At 37.9% G+C, this 17,623-nt stretch carries 15 protein-coding genes; 5 read left to right on the forward strand and 10 right to left on the reverse strand.

The annotated features are described in order from the left end of the window. Positions 1-183 precede the first annotated feature (183 nt). Together CKV78_RS07780 and deoD are read left to right on the forward strand one after the other, a co-directional pair. On the forward strand, positions 184-1,461 hold the full coding sequence (locus tag CKV78_RS07780) for a NupC/NupG family nucleoside CNT transporter (protein ID WP_032855403.1): 1,278 nt from the start codon (positions 184-186) through the stop codon (positions 1,459-1,461). Between the two features lie 249 nt (positions 1,462-1,710). Then, a complete protein-coding gene (gene deoD, locus CKV78_RS07785; RefSeq protein ID WP_005763619.1) occupies positions 1,711-2,427 on the forward strand; it encodes a purine-nucleoside phosphorylase in 717 nt (238 codons plus the stop codon). Between the two features lie 63 nt (positions 2,428-2,490). On the opposite strand, the gene metJ is transcribed toward deoD, so the two are convergent. From metJ to uspA, 6 genes are all read right to left on the reverse strand, one after another. Beyond that, positions 2,491-2,808 carry a met regulon transcriptional regulator MetJ gene (gene metJ / locus CKV78_RS07790; protein WP_032855405.1) on the reverse strand — a complete coding sequence of 106 codons (318 nt, stop codon included), beginning with the start codon at positions 2,806-2,808 and terminating at the stop codon, positions 2,491-2,493. A gap of 161 nt (positions 2,809-2,969) precedes the next feature. After that, positions 2,970-3,857, reverse strand: a complete 888-nt coding sequence (galU, locus tag CKV78_RS07795) for a UTP--glucose-1-phosphate uridylyltransferase GalU (protein WP_005763624.1) — start codon at positions 3,855-3,857, stop codon at positions 2,970-2,972. Between the two features lie 73 nt (positions 3,858-3,930). Continuing rightward, complete coding sequence (locus CKV78_RS07800) at positions 3,931-5,295, reverse strand: phosphohexomutase domain-containing protein (RefSeq protein ID WP_005763626.1); 1,365 nt, start codon at positions 5,293-5,295, stop codon at positions 3,931-3,933. Between the two features lie 27 nt (positions 5,296-5,322). Next, complete coding sequence (csrA, locus tag CKV78_RS07805; protein WP_005763628.1) at positions 5,323-5,511, reverse strand: carbon storage regulator CsrA; 189 nt, start codon at positions 5,509-5,511, stop codon at positions 5,323-5,325. A gap of 118 nt (positions 5,512-5,629) precedes the next feature. Beyond that, the gene (gene alaS / locus CKV78_RS07810) at positions 5,630-8,254 is read right to left on the reverse strand and encodes an alanine--tRNA ligase (RefSeq protein WP_005763629.1); all 2,625 of its coding nucleotides are present in this window, start codon (positions 8,252-8,254) and stop codon (positions 5,630-5,632) included. A gap of 216 nt (positions 8,255-8,470) precedes the next feature. Then, a complete protein-coding gene (gene uspA / locus CKV78_RS07815) occupies positions 8,471-8,896 on the reverse strand; it encodes a universal stress protein UspA (protein WP_032855407.1) in 426 nt (141 codons plus the stop codon). Between the two features lie 184 nt (positions 8,897-9,080). On the opposite strand from uspA, the gene mazG reads away from it, so the two are divergent. After that, positions 9,081-9,869, forward strand: coding sequence for a nucleoside triphosphate pyrophosphohydrolase (gene mazG / locus CKV78_RS07820; RefSeq protein WP_005763633.1), 789 nt, complete (start codon positions 9,081-9,083; stop codon positions 9,867-9,869). Between the two features lie 105 nt (positions 9,870-9,974). Here mazG and ilvC read toward each other — a convergent pair whose 3' ends face one another. Beyond that, positions 9,975-11,450 carry a ketol-acid reductoisomerase gene (gene ilvC / locus CKV78_RS07825; protein WP_005763635.1) on the reverse strand — a complete coding sequence of 492 codons (1,476 nt, stop codon included), beginning with the start codon at positions 11,448-11,450 and terminating at the stop codon, positions 9,975-9,977. Between the two features lie 174 nt (positions 11,451-11,624). On the opposite strand from ilvC, the gene ilvY reads away from it, so the two are divergent. Beyond that, entirely contained in the window at positions 11,625-12,503 is an 879-nt protein-coding gene (ilvY, locus tag CKV78_RS07830) for an HTH-type transcriptional activator IlvY (protein WP_032855409.1), read from the forward strand. A gap of 62 nt (positions 12,504-12,565) precedes the next feature. On the opposite strand, the gene CKV78_RS07835 is transcribed toward ilvY, so the two are convergent. Beyond that, positions 12,566-14,899: a TonB-dependent receptor gene (locus CKV78_RS07835; RefSeq protein ID WP_032855410.1), complete on the reverse strand. Its 2,334-nt coding sequence runs from the start codon at positions 14,897-14,899 to the stop codon at positions 12,566-12,568. Positions 14,900-15,044: 145 nt separating this feature from the next. Here CKV78_RS07835 and rarD point away from each other — a divergent pair, with 145 nt between their 5' ends. Further along, a complete protein-coding gene (gene rarD / locus CKV78_RS07840) occupies positions 15,045-15,920 on the forward strand; it encodes an EamA family transporter RarD (protein ID WP_005763641.1) in 876 nt (291 codons plus the stop codon). Positions 15,921-16,256: 336 nt separating this feature from the next. Here the strand turns inward: rarD and aroE are convergent, their stop codons facing one another. Further along, the gene (aroE, locus tag CKV78_RS07845; protein ID WP_005763643.1) at positions 16,257-17,066 is read right to left on the reverse strand and encodes a shikimate dehydrogenase; all 810 of its coding nucleotides are present in this window, start codon (positions 17,064-17,066) and stop codon (positions 16,257-16,259) included. A 3-nt stretch (positions 17,067-17,069) separates the two neighbouring features. After that, entirely contained in the window at positions 17,070-17,621 is a 552-nt protein-coding gene (locus CKV78_RS07850) for a Sua5/YciO/YrdC/YwlC family protein (protein ID WP_005763644.1), read from the reverse strand. Positions 17,622-17,623: the final 2 nt, after the last annotated feature.

Genomic DNA, 17,623 nt, shown 5'->3' on the forward strand with positions numbered 1-17,623 from the left:
TCCTATCCCAATAACATTCTGTTATATCTTATGCAATCACCTAAATTGAGAAGCACATCACACTTTGATGAAAATCTACAACCTTTTAATAATTTTGGAGTGAATAAAACAAGATTTTTATTGGGAAAACAAGTAAAATCATCAATCATTTCTTCATTTAATTTAAGTAAAGGACTTTACACCATGGGTACATTAATCAGTATTCTCGGTATTGTTGTATTATTAGCCATTGCGTTCTTGCTTTCTAATAATCGCAAAGCCATAAATTTACGCACAATATTTGGTGCATTAGGTATTCAAATTGCAATTGGCGCATTAATTTTATATGTACCAGTTGGTCGAGATGCATTACTTTGGCTTTCTGATGGTATCAGTAAAGTGATTGCTTACGGTAACGAAGGTATCGGTTTCTTATTCGGTGGCTTAGTCAGTGACAAAATGTTTGAAGTCTTTGGCGGTGGCGGTTTCGTCTTCGCTTTACGCGTATTACCAATCATCGTATTCTTCTCCGCATTAATCTCTGTTCTATACTACATTGGTATTATGCAATGGATTATCAAAATCATCGGTGGTGGTTTACAAACATTATTAGGGACTTCAAGATCAGAGTCTATGTCTGCTGCAGCAAATATTTTCGTTGGTCAAACTGAAGCACCATTAGTTGTAAAACCGTACATCAGTAAAATGACTGAGTCTGAATTATTTGCAATTATGTGCGGTGGTTTAGCTTCAATCGCAGGTTCTGTAATGGCTGGCTACGCAGGTATGGGCGTTCCTCTTCCTTATCTAATCGCGGCTTCATTTATGGCTGCGCCAGCTGGTTTATTATTTGCGAAAATTCTTTATCCACAAACTGAAAAATTCAATGATGATTTAGAAAAAGTAGATTTAGAAAAACCAGCAAATATTCTTGATGCAGCTGCTGGTGGAGCATCAGCAGGTATGAACTTAGCACTTAACGTAGGTGCAATGTTAATTGCTTTCGTTGCATTAATCGCGTTAATCAACGGTATCCTTGGTGGTATCGGTGGCTGGTTTAATATGCCGGAATTATCACTTGGCTTAATTTTAGGTTGGATCTTCAAACCTCTTGCTTGGGTTATCGGTGTAGATTGGAATCAAGCTGAAATCGCAGGTCGTATGATCGGTACTAAATTAGCGGTGAACGAATTCGTTGGTTATTTAGACTTCACAGCATACTTAAAAGCAGCTGCTGCTGATACAAATATGATCCAATTAACGGATAAAACACAAGCTATCATTACTTTCGCTCTTTGTGGCTTTGCTAACTTCAGCTCAATCGCAATCTTAATAGGTGGTTTAGGTGCATTAGCACCAAACCGTCGTGGTGATATTGCTCGCTTAGGTATCAAAGCAGTGATCGCTGGTTCATTAGCTAACTTAATGAGCGCAACAATTGCAGGTTTATTTATTGGTTTAGGTGGTGTCGCATTAAGCTAAAAAGTGCGGTATCATTTAGCAGAATTTTTTAATCAACACCACGACATTGTTCGTGGTGTTGTCATCTTGGAGGCGCGAAAACGTTTGCATACGATCACAACCTCCCCACAACAAAATTAAAGTCGCTTCTCATGATCTTAATGGATATAAACAAAGTCGAGACTTTATGAATATAAGCTAAAGTAGGACTTTAGTTTCACCCGATAAGCAATAAAATCGCTATCATCAACTTAACTAAGAGGAAAAATTATGACTCCACATATTAACGCTCCAGCAGGCGCATTTGCAGATGTTGTTTTAATGCCTGGCGATCCACTACGTGCAAAATACATTGCCGAAACTTTCTTAGAAGATGTGAAAGAAGTCACCAATGTTCGTAATATGTTAGGTTACACGGGGACTTATAAAGGTCGTAAAATTTCAGTAATGGGACATGGTATGGGTATCCCATCTTGCTCAATCTATACGAAAGAGTTAATTACCGAATATGGTGTAAAGAAAATTATTCGTGTAGGTTCTTGTGGTGCAGTACGTATGGACGTGAAATTACGTGATGTAGTGATAGGTATAGGCGCATGTACTGACTCTAAAGTAAACCGCATACGTTTCAAAGACAATGACTTTGCTGCTATCGCAGACTTCGATATGACAATGGCTGCAGTACAAGCGGCAAAAGAGAAAGGCGTAAATGTACGCGTAGGCAACCTCTTCTCTGCAGACCTATTCTATACACCAGATGTTGAAATGTTCGATGTAATGGAAAAATATGGCATTTTAGGTGTAGAAATGGAAGCAGCTGGCATCTATGGAGTCGCAGCAGAATTTGGGGCGAAAGCATTAACTATTTGCACTGTATCTGACCACATTCGTACTCACGAACAAACTACAGCAGAAGAACGCCAATTAACCTTCAACGAAATGATCGAAATTGCATTAGAGTCTGTATTAATCGGCGATAAAGCATAATTATTACAATAGAAAGTGCGGTCAGAATTTTCAAAATGTTGACCGCACTTTCTATGCTCATATTTAGTATTCCCAACTATCAGGATCAATACCAAGCTCACGCATGACATTTTTCGCCTCTTCTGGAATCTCATCATGGCGCTCTTTTAATAAATCTTCATCAGTAGGCAATGGCTGACCTGTGAAGGCATGAAGAAAAGCTTCACAAAGTAACTCACTATTCGTAGCGTGGCGTAAATTACGAATTTGGCGACGAGTGCGCTCATTAGTCAGAATCTCTAACACTTTAATCGGAATGGAGACTGTAATTTTCTTTACTTGCTCACTTTTTTTCCCATGCTCTGCATAGGGGCTAATATATTTACCATCCCAATCTGCCATTTTTATCATCCTATAATTGCCTAATAATAGTGTAGTATTTTAATGAAAAATCTCACAAATAACAATCTAGCCGTGGAGATTGCTAGATATCTATATCACAAATTTAGAATATAATCAGGACAAAAAATAAAGGCACCTTTTGAGGTGCCTAAGAATATCATTTATAGCGATTTAACAATCTGTTTTAAATAGGACTTAAATGCCTCCGAAAGTTGAGGATGGTTCAAGCCATATTCCACAAAAGCTTGCATATAGCCAATTTTATCACCACAATCGAATGATTTACCAGTCATATGGAATGCTTCTACCGCTTCTTTCTCAATTAACATATCAATTGCATCGGTTAATTGAATTTCATCCCCCACGCCTATTGGCGTTCTTTCAAGTAAATCCCAAATCGCTGCTGAGAAAACATAACGGCCAACTACTGCTAAATTTGATGGTGCTTTATCTACACTAGGCTTTTCTACAATATTATTGATTCTTGCACTTTCACCACCAGAGATTTCCACTCCACCACAATCAACAACACCGTAGCTACTAATTTCTTTTTTCGGTACTGGCGCAACCATAATTTGGCTGACTTGTGTTTCTTTAAAACGCTTAACCATTGCAGAAAGATTATCTGTACTCTGGTTTGCAGAAAAATCTGCTAATAGCACATCGGGTAAAATTACCGCAAAGGGCTCATTCCCCACTAGTGGGCGTCCACATAAAACAGCATGCCCCAATCCTTTGGCATTACCCTGTCTGACGTGCATAATTGTCACATTTTTTGGGCAAATAGAACGAACTTCATCGAGTAGCTGACGCTTAACACGTTTTTCTAGCATTGTTTCCAATTCAAAAGAAGTATCAAAATGGTTTTCAATCGCATTTTTTGAAGAATGTGTAACCAATACAATTTCTTTAATACCTGCTGCAACACATTCATTAACAACATATTGAATCAATGGTTTATCTACAAGTGTGAGCATTTCTTTTGGAATCGCTTTTGTTGCAGGCAACATACGTGTCCCCAAGCCTGCTACTGGAATGATTGCTTTCATTAAGTTCACCTCTTTTTGATAGTAAATGACCGCACTCAACGCAAAGTCTAAGTGCGGCCTTCTTCCCTCGAAATTACTGACGTAATAACGATAAAATTTCGTCGGTTTTCTCTACCATTAACTGTTTATCCCCACGCGTTTCTAAATTCAAACGCACAACAGGCTCAGTATTTGAGCTACGTAAATTGAATCGCCATTCTGGATATTCAATACTGATACCATCAATATCATCAACACTAATCGCATCAGCTTCATAAGCAGCTCGAACACGAGCAATAGCAGATTCTGCATCGGCTAGTTTACTGTTAATTTCCCCTGGCGATGGATAGGTATCGATACTATTGCCAACAAGCTCACCTAACGATTTACCTGTTGTACAAACTAATTCCATCACTAATAACCAAGGGATCATTCCACTATCACAATAGAAGAAGTCACGGAAATAATGGTGGGCGCTCATCTCACCGCCATAAATCGCATCAACCTCACGCATTTTTTCTTTAATAAATGAGTGACCTGATTTAGACATCACTGCTACACCGCCATTGTCTTCCACTAACTTAATTGTATTCCAAATTAGACGTGGATCATAAATAATCTTCGCACCCTCATTTTTCTGTAAGAATGCTTGACCCAGCAGACCCACAATATAGTATCCCTCAATAAATCCGCCTTTATCGTCAAATAAAAAACAGCGGTCAAAATCACCGTCAAATGCGATCCCCATATCCGCTTTATGCTCAAGCACAGCATTAATAGTATCTTGACGATTTTCAGGAAGAATCGGATTCGGAATACCATTTGGAAAAGTCCCATCTGGATTATTATGAATCTTAATAAATTCTACTGGCACACGTCTTGCTTTAAATTGAGCCTCAATTGCATCAATAACGTGTCCTGCAGCACCGTTACCTGAGTTGATAACGAGTTTCATGGGCTTTAAGTTATCTAAATTAATATAAGATAACAAATGCTCAACATAATCACCTAATACAGATAACTGTTTATATTGACCACGTTGAGTCACTGGAGCAAAGTTATTTTCCTCTGCCAAGCATTGAATATCAGACAAGCCTGTGTCCGCACTAATCGGGCGCGACCCTTTGCGAACTAACTTTAATCCATTGTAATCCATAGGATTATGGCTTGCGGTTACTTCAACGCCACCATCTGCTTTCAAAAATGATGTCGCAAAATAAACCTCTTCAGTACCTGTTTCACCTAAATCAATAACATTAACACCTGAATCAAGTAATCCATTTGTTACTGCACTTTTTAATTCTTTACTTGTTAGGCGAACATCTCCACCGACAATGATAGTTTTTGGTTTTAAGAATTGTCCAAATGCACGACCTATACGATATACAATATCAACATTTAGCTCTTCACCTAAACGACCACGGATATTATAAGCTTTAAAGCAAGTCAATTTACTCATAACTACTCCGTTTTACTATGATAAAGCTCAGTCAGATTGTTTCTGCTCATCCATCGCTTGTTTAATGCGCTGGTAGATCTCCTCTCTATGAACTGATACATCTTTCGGTGCTTTGATCCCAATTTTTACTTGATTGCCACGTATATTCAGAATCGTGATAGAAATATCATCGCCGATGAGTAAGCTTTCGCCAACTTTACGGGTTAAGATTAGCATGTGAACTCCTCACCTTTTTTAAGTTTAGAATAATGTCCTTATTTTCTAGCGAATTCCCTATCGAAACCTGTTTACCATCCGCTGTAATACAAAACAACGAGTGATGTTAAAAGCAAAATTAAAGATTGGCTTTTAACCATTCAGAGCCAACCAACAATGCTTGACTCACTTTTTCTACCTGTGTACCACCAGCCATAGCCATATCTGGACGACCTCCACCTTTGCCCCCAACCTCTTGAGCCAAGACATTGACTAACTCACCAGCTTTCACTTTGGCAGTTAGATCATTGGAGACCCCTACGATTAAATTCACTTTACCTTCAATTACCGAAGCAAAAGCAATTACCGCAGAACCAAGTTGATTTTTTAAGTCATCCACCATTACACGTAACGATTTCGAATCCACACCATTAAGCTGTTGAATGATGACAGATACGCCATTAATGTTAATTGCGTTCTTCGCTAAATCAGAACCAGCTTGTACGGCCACTTTCTCCTTTAACGAAAGTAACTCTTTTTCGGTTTTCTTCAATTTTTCTTGCTGTTGATTGATTTTATCAACAATAGAATTCACATCCGATTTCAACAATTCTGCACTTTGGGCTAACAACGCTTGTTGTTCTTGTAACCAAGTAATCGCATTTTCACCAGTAATAGCTTCAATACGACGTACTCCTGCAGCAATTGCTGTTTCTGCAATTACCTTACATAAACCGATATCTCCTGTGCGTTTTGCATGGATACCACCACAAAGCTCAATAGAAAAATCGCCCATTGTAAGCACACGCACTTGATCTGCATATTTCTCACCAAACAATGCCATTGCACCTTTCGCTTTCGCAGCCTCTAAATCCATAATTTCAGTTTGGATAACATGGTTTGCACGAATTTGTTGGTTCACAACACGCTCAATTTCAATCAACTGCTCTTTTGTAATTGCTTCTGGATGCGCAAAATCAAAGCGTAACGCAACATCAGAAACTAGAGAACCTTTCTGAACAACATGAGTGCCTAATACTTGACGTAAAGCAGCGTGAAGTAAATGTGTTGCAGAATGGTTTAACGACGTACGATGACGACGTTCAACGTCTACTACAGCATTCACTAATTGACCAATAGCTAAACTACCAATGGTGACTTTCCCAATATGTCCAAAAACTCGACCATATTTCTGCGTATCTTCAACCTCAAAGGCAAAATCCTGACCGTCTAAACGACCTGCATCACCAATTTGGCCACCCGATTCCGCATAAAATGGTGTGTTATCTAAAATAATTACCGCACTTTGCCCAGCCTCAACACGTTCAACTGGTTTACCCTCACAGAAAAGTGCGGTCACTTTTGCGAGAGTCTCTGATTCTGTATAGCCTTCGAATACCGTTACACCATCCATACGGATAACGTTATTATAATCCATTCCAAACTGGCTTGCTGATTGCGCACGTAAACGCTGCGCTTCCATTTCACGTTCAAAACCTGCTTCATCAATCGTAATATTTCGCTCACGACAAACATCAGCAGTTAAATCAAATGGAAATCCATAAGTATCATATAGTTTGAATGCAACTTTGCCAGAAAGTTCATTATCTTTTACTTGATTTAAGGCTTCATCTAATAAGGTCAAACCACGTTCTAAAGTACGAGCAAATTGCTCCTCTTCTAAACGTAATAATTTCTCTACATTAGCTTGTTTTTCTTTTACTTGGATGCCTGCGGATGCCATTGCTTCAATCAAAGTTGGCACTAATTTATAGAAGAAGGCTTCTTTGGCACCTAATAAGTTACCATGTCGTACCGCACGACGAATAATACGACGTAAGACATAACCACGTCCTTCATTCGATGGAATCACGCCATCTGCGATTAAATATGCACAAGAACGAATATGGTCCGCAACTACACGTAGTGATTTATTAGTTAAATCTTTTTCACCTGTTAACTCTGCGACTTTCGCAATTAATTTTTGGAAAATATCAATTTCATAGTTTGAGTTAACGTGTTGTAACACAGCACTAATACGCTCTAAGCCCATTCCAGTATCTACCGATGGTTTCGGCAATGGTTCCATGGTACCGTCTGCTTGACGGTTAAACTGCATAAATACAATATTCCAGATCTCGATATAGCGATCACCATCTTCTTCAGGAGATCCTGGTGGTCCGCCCCAAATATGCTCACCGTGATCATAAAAGATTTCAGTACAAGGTCCACACGGTCCTGTATCACCCATTTGCCAGAAATTATCTGAAGCATAAGGCGCTCCTTTATTATCACCGATACGAACAATACGCTCTGCAGGTACGCCAACCTCTTTATTCCAAATATTATAAGCTTCATCATCGGTCTCATATACAGTGACCCATAATTTTTCTTTTGGTAAGCCCAACCAGCGAGGAGAAGTTAAATATTCCCAACCAAAATGAATAGCATCTTTTTTGAAATAATCACCAAAGCTAAAATTACCCAGCATTTCAAAAAATGTGTGATGACGAGCTGTATAGCCAACATTTTCAAGGTCATTATGTTTTCCGCCTGCACGTACACAACGCTGTGCTGTCGTTGCACGTGAATAAGGACGTTTATCCATTCCAAGAAAAACATCTTTAAATTGATTCATTCCCGCATTAGTAAACAGTAATGTTGGATCATTTTCAGGAACGAGAGAACTACTTTCAACAATCTGATGTCCTTTTGTATGGAAAAAATCAAGGAAAGATTGTCTAATTTCTGCTGTTGTTTTCATTTATATATAAGCCTGCTTTTTTATATTATTTCAAATAATCAAATCAATAATACGATTAAAAGTTAGTCTGGTTTATTTTGTCATATTTTAAAATTTATAGAAAACATTTTTGCATTAAGATATACAATTTTTTACACTTTTATGCAAAAAAATAAACCGCACTCCGTTTATCTTTTCGAAGTGCGGCTCGTTTTCAAACTTTTCAAACTTGCATAATTATTCATCGCGAAGCGGAACAACTAGCATATCTACCGTAATATTATTCATTACTTGTCGAGTTGAGGACATTAATTTACTCCAGAAGTCTTGGTGATGTCCAGTAACAAGTAAGTCAATATCATATTTTTCAATAGCATCTGCTAATACTTGCCCTAAATCACCGCTTCCGCTAAGCTTTTCCGAAACAGGATAACTTGCTTTCTCGGCTAATTGTACCAGAGAGTGCTGGGTTTCAGTAGAGATTCTATCCTGCATTGATGCCATATTTACGTCAATCAATCCTGTGTAAAGGTCAGAAAAGTTAACATCAACATGAATAATGGATAACTTCGCCTCATTACGTCTTGCGACTCCAGCTGCTTTTTCCAACAAAAATGCGCTTTCATCTGAAAGATCCACTGCAACTAATACGTGTTTATACATAATAAACTCCTCATCTGCCTCAGGGTTGAACATATTTCATGGATATCATATCACTGCTCCATAAAAAAAAATATGCCTTAGATCACGTTTTAAAAAACTTTTCTAAGATTACATCGTACGTATCCGCTAGAAAAAAGATTATGCTATGATTAATCAAAATATTTTCACATTATGGAAATAAAAAATGGCACATACGATCCAAGATTTTATACAGCTCATTGCAAAGCTACGTGATCCAAATGGAGGATGTCCATGGGATCTTAAACAAAATTACGACACTATGATCCCCTGCTTATTGGAAGAAAGCTATGAAGTTGTTGAAGCAATTCAGCAAAAAAATATGGCAAATCTACGCGAAGAATTAGGCGATCTTCTATTACAGGTAGTGTTCTTCAGTCAGCTAGCCTCAGAGGAACGAATATTTACCTTTAATGATGTTGTCAATGATGTGGCCGAAAAAATCATTCGTCGCCATCCCCATGTATTTGGCGATATCACTGCAAATAATGAACAAGAGGCGCTCCAAAATTGGAATGCTATTAAGGCCCAAGAAAGCGTAGAAAAAGGAGAATCGTCCATTTTAGATAATATTCCATACGCTTTTCCAGCATTAATGCGAGCTGAAAAGTTACAAAAACGTTGCTCAAAAGTGGGGTTTGATTGGACTGAACTTCCACCTGTTATCGATAAAGTCGAAGAAGAATTACAAGAAGTAAAACAAGAATTAAACAAAGCAAATAAAAATCAACAAAAAATCGAAGAAGAATTAGGCGATTTATTATTTGCGGCGGTCAATCTTTGTCGTCATTTAAAATGCCAACCTGAAGAAAGTTTACGCAAAGCAAATAATAAATTCGAACAACGTTTCCGTGCTGTCGAAAAAAAACTCAAAGACCAAAATAAAACATTTAAACAATCCTCACTCATCGAGATGGATTTATTATGGGATGAAGTTAAATCTTCAGAAAAATAATTTGAATGAAGTTTTAAAATATAAATTTATTGCGGATTAATTCTCCTTTTTAAAGAACAATAAAAAGCCAACCTTTCGGGTTGGCTTTGTCTAAGAATAAAATAATTAATTTGAAGAAATTCGTTTCATATCGGTCATATAACCGCGTAGCTCCTGACCTACAAGCTCGATCGGATGATTACGAATCGCATCATTCACATTACGCAAGATGATATTATCAATTTCAACTGTCGGGGTGGGTTCACCTAAATCACCTTTTTGTAAGGTTGGCACGATCTCTTTCGCAAGAATTGGCGCTGCTACATTTGCAAATAAATAGTTACCATATTCAGCAGTATCAGAAATTACCACATTCATTTCATATAAGCGTTTACGCGCAATAGTATTTGCAATTAATGGAAGTTCGTGCAATGACTCATAATAAGCAGACTCTTCATAAATACCACTCGCTACCATTGTATCGAAAGCCAATTCAACACCCGCTTTCACGATAGCAACCATTAACACACCATGATCAAAATATTCTTGCTCACTGATTTTTCCTTCATATTTTGGTGCATTTTCAAAAGCTGTTTTACCGGTTTCTTCACGCCATTTTAAAAGATTCGCATCGCCATTTGCCCAATCCGTCATCATTGTTGATGAAAACTCACCACTAAGAATGTCGTCCATATGTTTCTCAAAAAGTGCGGTCATTTTCTCTTTAATTTGTTCTGAAAGTTCAAATGCACGCAATTTTGCAGAGTTAGATAAACGATCCATCATTAAAGTGATACCACCGTGTTTTAACGCTTCAGTGATAGTTTCCCAACCGTATTGGATCAGTTTACCAGCATAAGCGGGATCTTTACCGTCTGCCACTAATTTGTCGTAACAAACGATAGAACCCGCTTGCAACATACCACAAAGAATGGTTTGCTCGCCCATTAAGTCAGATTTTACTTCTGCAACAAATGAAGACTCAAGCACCCCTGCACGATGACCACCTGTTGCCGCAGCCCAAGCTTTTGCAATTTCTAAACCATCACCATTTGGATCGTTTTCAGGATGAACCGCGATCAATGTTGGCACACCAAAGCCACGTTTATATTCTTCACGCACTTCTGTACCCGGGCATTTCGGCGCCACCATCACAACAGTAATATCCTTACGGATTTGCTCGCCTACTTCCACAATATTCAAACCGTGCGAATAACCAAGTGCAGCACCTTGTTTCATCAATGGCATTACATCTGCCACTACTTTTGAGTGTTGTTTGTCTGGCGTTAAGTTCACCACAAGATCTGCCGTTGGAATGAGCTCTTGATACGTGCCCACTTTAAAACCATTTTCGGTGGCACGTTGGAACGATGCACGTTTTTCTGCAATCGCTTCTGGGCGAAGTGCATAGCTAATATCCAAACCAGAATCACGCATATTCAAGCCTTGATTAAGCCCTTGTGCACCACAACCAACGATCACAATTTTTTTGCCTTTTAAATACTCTGCTTCATTTGCAAATTCATTGCGATCCATAAAACGACAACGACCTAATTGGTCTAATTGTTGGCGTAAATTTAGTGTATTGAAATAGTTAGCCATTATTATGTCCTTAAATTTGATGTGTGTTTGTATGAGTTTGTGTTTGCATATGATTTGTGCTTTGTTTTGATTATAGTGATTTTTATCATTGCGTAAATTGATATTTATTGCATTTTATGTTGCAATTAATGCAATATAAAATCTAGTAATACGAGATATTGGATACTTAGCACCTTGAACTTTACAGATCTCAAACTGTTTCTACACCTTTGTGAAACAAAAAACTTTGCTAAAACAGCGACGCAGAACCATATGTCACCTTCTACATTATCGCGTCAAATTCAACGAATGGAAGAAGAACTAGGACAGCGTTTATTTTTACGTGATAATAGACAAGTGGTAGTCACTGAAGCAGGAGAAAAATTTATTCCTTTCGCACAACAAAGTTGGGCTGGATGGCGACAAATAAAACAACAGCTAAGTGATAGTTCAGATCAAATACTCAGTGGAGAACTACGAATTTTCTGCTCTGTAACTGCTGCTTATAGTCATTTGCCAGCAATATTAGAGCGTTTTCGCACACTTTATCCAAAAGTGGAAATCCAGCTCACCACGGGCGATCCCGCAGCGGCTTTACAGCACATACAAACGCAGCAAGTCGATCTTGCACTAGCAGGACGACCTAAAAATCTACCAAGTAGTGTAGCATTTCATCACATTGATGATATTAACCTTTCACTCATTGCACCTCGCATCAACTGTCCTGCGACACAATCGTTACAAAAAACACCGATTGACTGGCAAAAAGTCCCTTTTATTTTACCTGTCGAAGGACCTGCCCGTCAGCGTATTGATCAATGGTTTAAACAACAAAAAATTAAACATCCTAAAATTTATGCTACTGTCGCTGGACATGAAGCTATTATGCCAATGGTTGCCCTAGGTTGTGGCGTCGCAATGTTACCTGATGTTGTGATCAAAAATAGCCCAGTAAATAGTCAAATCTCTATTTTGCAATTAAATACACCAATCACACCTTTTGAACTCGGTCTTTGTATCCAAAAAACACGATTGATAGAGCCATTACTCAAAGCATTTTGGCAAATGTTATAATTATAAAAAAGGTAGTAAATATAATATATTACTACCTTTATTTTCTTATTATATCGTTTAGCTTAGAACATTAATTTCACACCTAAACGTGCGTTTCGACCAGGTAAAGGCGCAAGGAAACGAAGTTGTGAATTATTCAATCTTGCCTCTCTATTTGTGAGGTTCTGAATATGAAATGATACTTCTAGTTCAGCTTGATTAAGCGGATAAACATAAGATAAACCCAGATCCACAAGTGTAAAGTTTTTTACTGGTAATTCATCATCCACTTCTTTTGTTACACGTTTTTGTTTTAAGTAATGCACTATGGAAGCAAAGCTTTTCCAACGCTGCCACTGTACAGTGAGATCGCCTCCTACTCTAGAAGTAGGAAGATATGGCAAATAACCAATTCTTTTTGTATCAATATGATTAGAATCTAATTTTAATTTATTTTGGACATAGTCAGTAAAAAAGTGCCATGTAAAATCACCAAAATTATTAGTGCTATGTTGATAAGTTAAATCCAGCTCAAGACCATTCATTTGTAAAGGTGCTTGTCGCCATTCTTTCACTACGAGTCCTGATCTGGAAATACCCGTATAACCTAAATAGTTAAATTGACTGAAATCTCGACGGAACCAAGTCAACTCAGCACTAAGTTGCTCCCAATTTATACCAGTTGAAATTTCCCAATTACGGCTCTTCTCGTTTTTCAGACGACCATCCCCATTTTCTTCAATTAATAAAGCATAATGGTTATTATCAGCATATAGTTCATTTATTTCCGGAGCCCTTTCTTGCCAACTACGTTGTAGTCTTAAATACCAAGCATCCATTGGTTGAAATAAAAATCCTGCATGTGAATTTTGAACAAGAAAGGCTCTACTTTTGGAATAAGCACCGCCTTTACCACCAGATGTAATACGATTTGTCGTATCTACCACATACTTCACTTTATCCCAACGTTGCCCAATTTCAATCACAAAAGGGGACCATTCTATTTTCTCAAGAACGAATAAACCTTTAGTATCTGTATTCACATTTGGTAAATAGCTGTCTTTTCCACTTGACATCACTTTTTGTTTATTCCATTCCGTACCAAAAGAACCAACTAAATGATGATTAAAGAGCGGTTGGTGATCAAAACTCAAACGGTAATAATCACTATAAGATTTCAAACCATTAGATAAATGTATACCTAACCATTCTTTATCATGGCTTTTCTGAAAATTTAAGTGTAACTCTGCTTTAGCTATTAACTTAGAAGAAGATAAGCGTATTCCTTTCACATTCAATCTATTCGTTTCATTCGTCACAGAAATAGGCAAATAGGTACGTTTTGTTGGTGTACGGCTAGTTAAATATGCAAAACCGGGTACACCATAACGAGTATTAAAATGAGATAATGCGGCCCCAATATAACCTTTATCATAGATATAACTTGTTCCCAATGTGATTTGCTTAGTTCTCAACTGTGAGTTTGGAATACGCCCATCGAGATTAGGCACATATTCTGTGAGTGGGCCAAATTTTTCAGCGTAATAGGGGCTACCTTGCACATATTCTGGATTTGGTTTATTTCCACCACCCGACATATTAGTATATTTGTCACCTTCAGATAGTCCATAATCAGGATCTTTATAATGATCTAAATAAAACTGACTAATATATTTAAAATACTTAGGGTTGATTGAAGCAGTTTTTTCAATATCCACCTGACACTGGCGGCGTAATTCTGTATTTGTTTTCAAATAGTCATAGTCATAACAAATACCATCTTTACTTCGACTCGGGATTTTACGAGAAGAGATTTCACTTAATGATGCATCAAAATACCAAGCAACATGTGATTTATTATTCCCTTTTAATTGTACCTTATAAGTATTTAGTGCATTAAACCCTTGTTGCCATTCAATTTCTCCACTAAAAGGTTTCTCTGCTATAGTATATGGAATCGAATCATTATTTAAATTCACTGCTCCGCCAATACTTTTGCCCCCATATAATACAGAGGCGACACCACTTTTGATAATCTGGATCTCTTTTACAGAAGCAAGATTAGCCGAGGTAGCAAGGTTACCAGAAACAGCCGCCATATCTTGTAATGGAATATCATTTTGCATGATTTGAACACGCTGTCCTGATAAACCACGAATAATTGGACGTCCAGAATTTGGACCGAAATAATTATTTTGCACGCCCGTTACATTTCGTAATGCATCACCTAAAGTATCCGAACTTGTTTGTGACAATTTTTCTTTTGATAGTACGACATTAGACGATAAGCCACTTAGATTAGCCTTATTATTTATTACTGTATCTAATACACTGATTTCATCTAATGAGGCCGAATTTGCTAAAGAAAGCATAGGAAATAGCCATAATAGACCTAATTTATTAAATTTGATTGACATAGTCATCCCACTTATTTTTTAATAAAAAAAAAGATTTTAATCAAAAAATTTAAGAATACAAAGAAATAATGAATTTATTTTAAAAATAAGGTAGGCTCTAAATTCCCTCTATCTAGAAAAGTTGATACCTTATTGGAGCAATAAAATGGTAAAAGGCATTCTGCTTTCACTGTCAGCCTCAGTGCTATTTGGCTATCTCTATTATTTCTCAACGCTTCTTCAGCCTCTCGGTGGTGAGGATATATTTGGGTTTCGTATTATTTTCACTCTACCTTTCGTCATTGCTGCTGTGTTTTTATTTAAACAAAAACAAGCACTTCTACATTATTTTGAACGTATTAAACCGCAACCTCTGTTAATTTTAGGCTTTTTATTTAACTCGGCGATGATGGGGATTCAAATCTGGTTATTTCTATGGGCACCTAATAACGGCAGTGCGCTAAGCGTGTCTTTTGGTTACTTACTTTTACCTTTAGTCATGGTCTTAACTGGACGCATTATTTTCAAAGAACATATTTCAAGGATTAAATTTTTTGCTGTCGTCATTGCGGCTATTGGTGTGTTTTCCAATATTATTTTAAAGGGTGGGCTTTCGTGGGAGGCTCTTTTAGTCAGTTTCGGCTACAGCACTTATTTTGCTACGCGTAAAATACTCAAAATTAACGATCTTGCAGGTTTTTGTATCGAAATGAGCTTATTATTGCCAGTTTGTATCTATTTCGCTTTACAAGTCGATCTTAACGCAGTACAACAAGTCAACCCAAACATTTTATGGTTACTGGTTTTACTTGGTTTAATCAGTGGTGTTGCACTCAATACTTATATTGTTGCCAGTAGCTTACTGCCTATTAACGTACTCGGCTTATTAGGCTATGCTGAACCGATTATGATGCTATTTGTATCATTTTTAATTGGTGAGCAACTGGATAGTGAAACTATTCCACTCTTTATTTGTTTAATGATCTCCATGCTCTTGTTCATGAGTGAAGGATTGATTCGATTAAAACGACGCTATAAATAATCTCACAGTCCAACTCAGGTTTTCAGTCGTGCAAAGCGTTAATTTCTTCGATTTTTGAGACTAGACCCGCTTTTTTTACAGCAGAAGTGAGGATGAGCACCCGAAGTCCGTACTGGATATACAGTTCTTCTTTCGGTGTCAGATTTCGGATGTCGAGGAGGGGTAAATCATTTCTAATGCGCTATACTAATGTGCGCTGGCAGCAACAAAAAACGAGAGCATGTGTTACGCAATTTAGCTTTTATTATAAATTATTAAGTAATAATCAGAGAAATAGAAAATTTATCATTTTAACAGCTAGCAAAGTAATCAATAATCATCAGATAAGTAATAAAGTTAAACTAGCTTTCTATCTAGCAACAATTCAAACTCTGGCATCACTCCTCGCCACAATTCAAAAGAGTGTGCAGCTTGCGCAACAAGCATACCAAAGCCATCGCTGATGTTTTGCTTACCTAACCGCTTACAAAGTGCAATAAATGGCGTGTCGATATCCTTGGCGTATTGCATATCGTAAAGTGCGGTGGCTTTTTGCAAAATTTCTGGATTGACGTTGACGGTCTGTCCGTGTAAGCCCGAGGACGTCGCATTAATGATTAAATCAAATTTTTGCAATGGAATATCGACCAATTCAACAGCCTCGATCTTGCCATATTGGGCAAATTTTTGTGCTAAATCTTCTGCCTTACTTAATGTGCGGTTCGCTAACACAATATGTTGTTTAGCTTGTAATAGGGGCAGTAACACACCTTTTGTTGCCCCACCTGCGCCTAAAATCAGAAGTGTTTGCTCAGGTTTGAGCCAACCTAAACGTTGTAAATCACTGACTAAGCCCGCACCATCTGTATTATCAGCATATAAACGTCCGTCATCTAACTTTTTCAAAGTGTTACAAGCTTCAGCTGTCAAACAACGTTCGCTGTGAATATCTGCTAACTGAAAAGCTCGCTCCTTAAAGGGGGCAGTGATATTGCAGCCTTGCGCTCCTTTATCAAAAAAGACACGCAACTGCTGTTCAAAATCTTGTTCATCGCCGAGCATTGCCACATATTCTATTTGCTGTTGAGTTTGCTCAGCAAAAATTTTGTGAATTTGTGGTGACTTGCTTTGTGCAATTGGGTTGCCCCACACCGCATATGTATCCATAGTTTAACCTTGCCTAAAAAGTTGATGAGTAAAAAGATCGCGGATCTCAGACGGATTCGTCGCACTGCCAACGGGTAAATCTAACACAGGAAAATCCTCACCAAATTGCGCTCGCACTTCTTGTGCGCTACGGCAAGGTGGCAAAGTGGTGAGATTGGCACTAGTTGAAGTTAACGCAAAGCCCGCTTGCTCACAGAGTTGCTTCACCGCATCGTGCTGACATAAACGCACCGCAATGCTGTCGAATTGTCCAGTTAAAAATTTTGGCGTACTACTTTTTGCGGGCACGACCCAAGTGATTGGGCGATCATATTGTGTCTGCAAGCGTTGCCAGTGTTGCTCATCAAAATTTGCGGTCTCAATAAAGGGCAATAAAAAGTCTAAATGAGGTGCAACCAAAATCAGCCCTTTCTCAATTGGACGTTGTTTCAGAACTAATAATTTTTGCACCGCACTTTCGCTATTTGGGTTACAACCTAAACCAAATACAGCTTCTGTGGGATAAGCCACAACGTCATTTTGTTTAAGTTGTGCAACGATTTGTTCAATATTCATTA

Source organism: Pasteurella dagmatis (genome assembly GCF_900186835.1).
GTDB classification, from domain to species: Bacteria; Pseudomonadota; Gammaproteobacteria; order Enterobacterales; family Pasteurellaceae; genus Pasteurella; species Pasteurella dagmatis.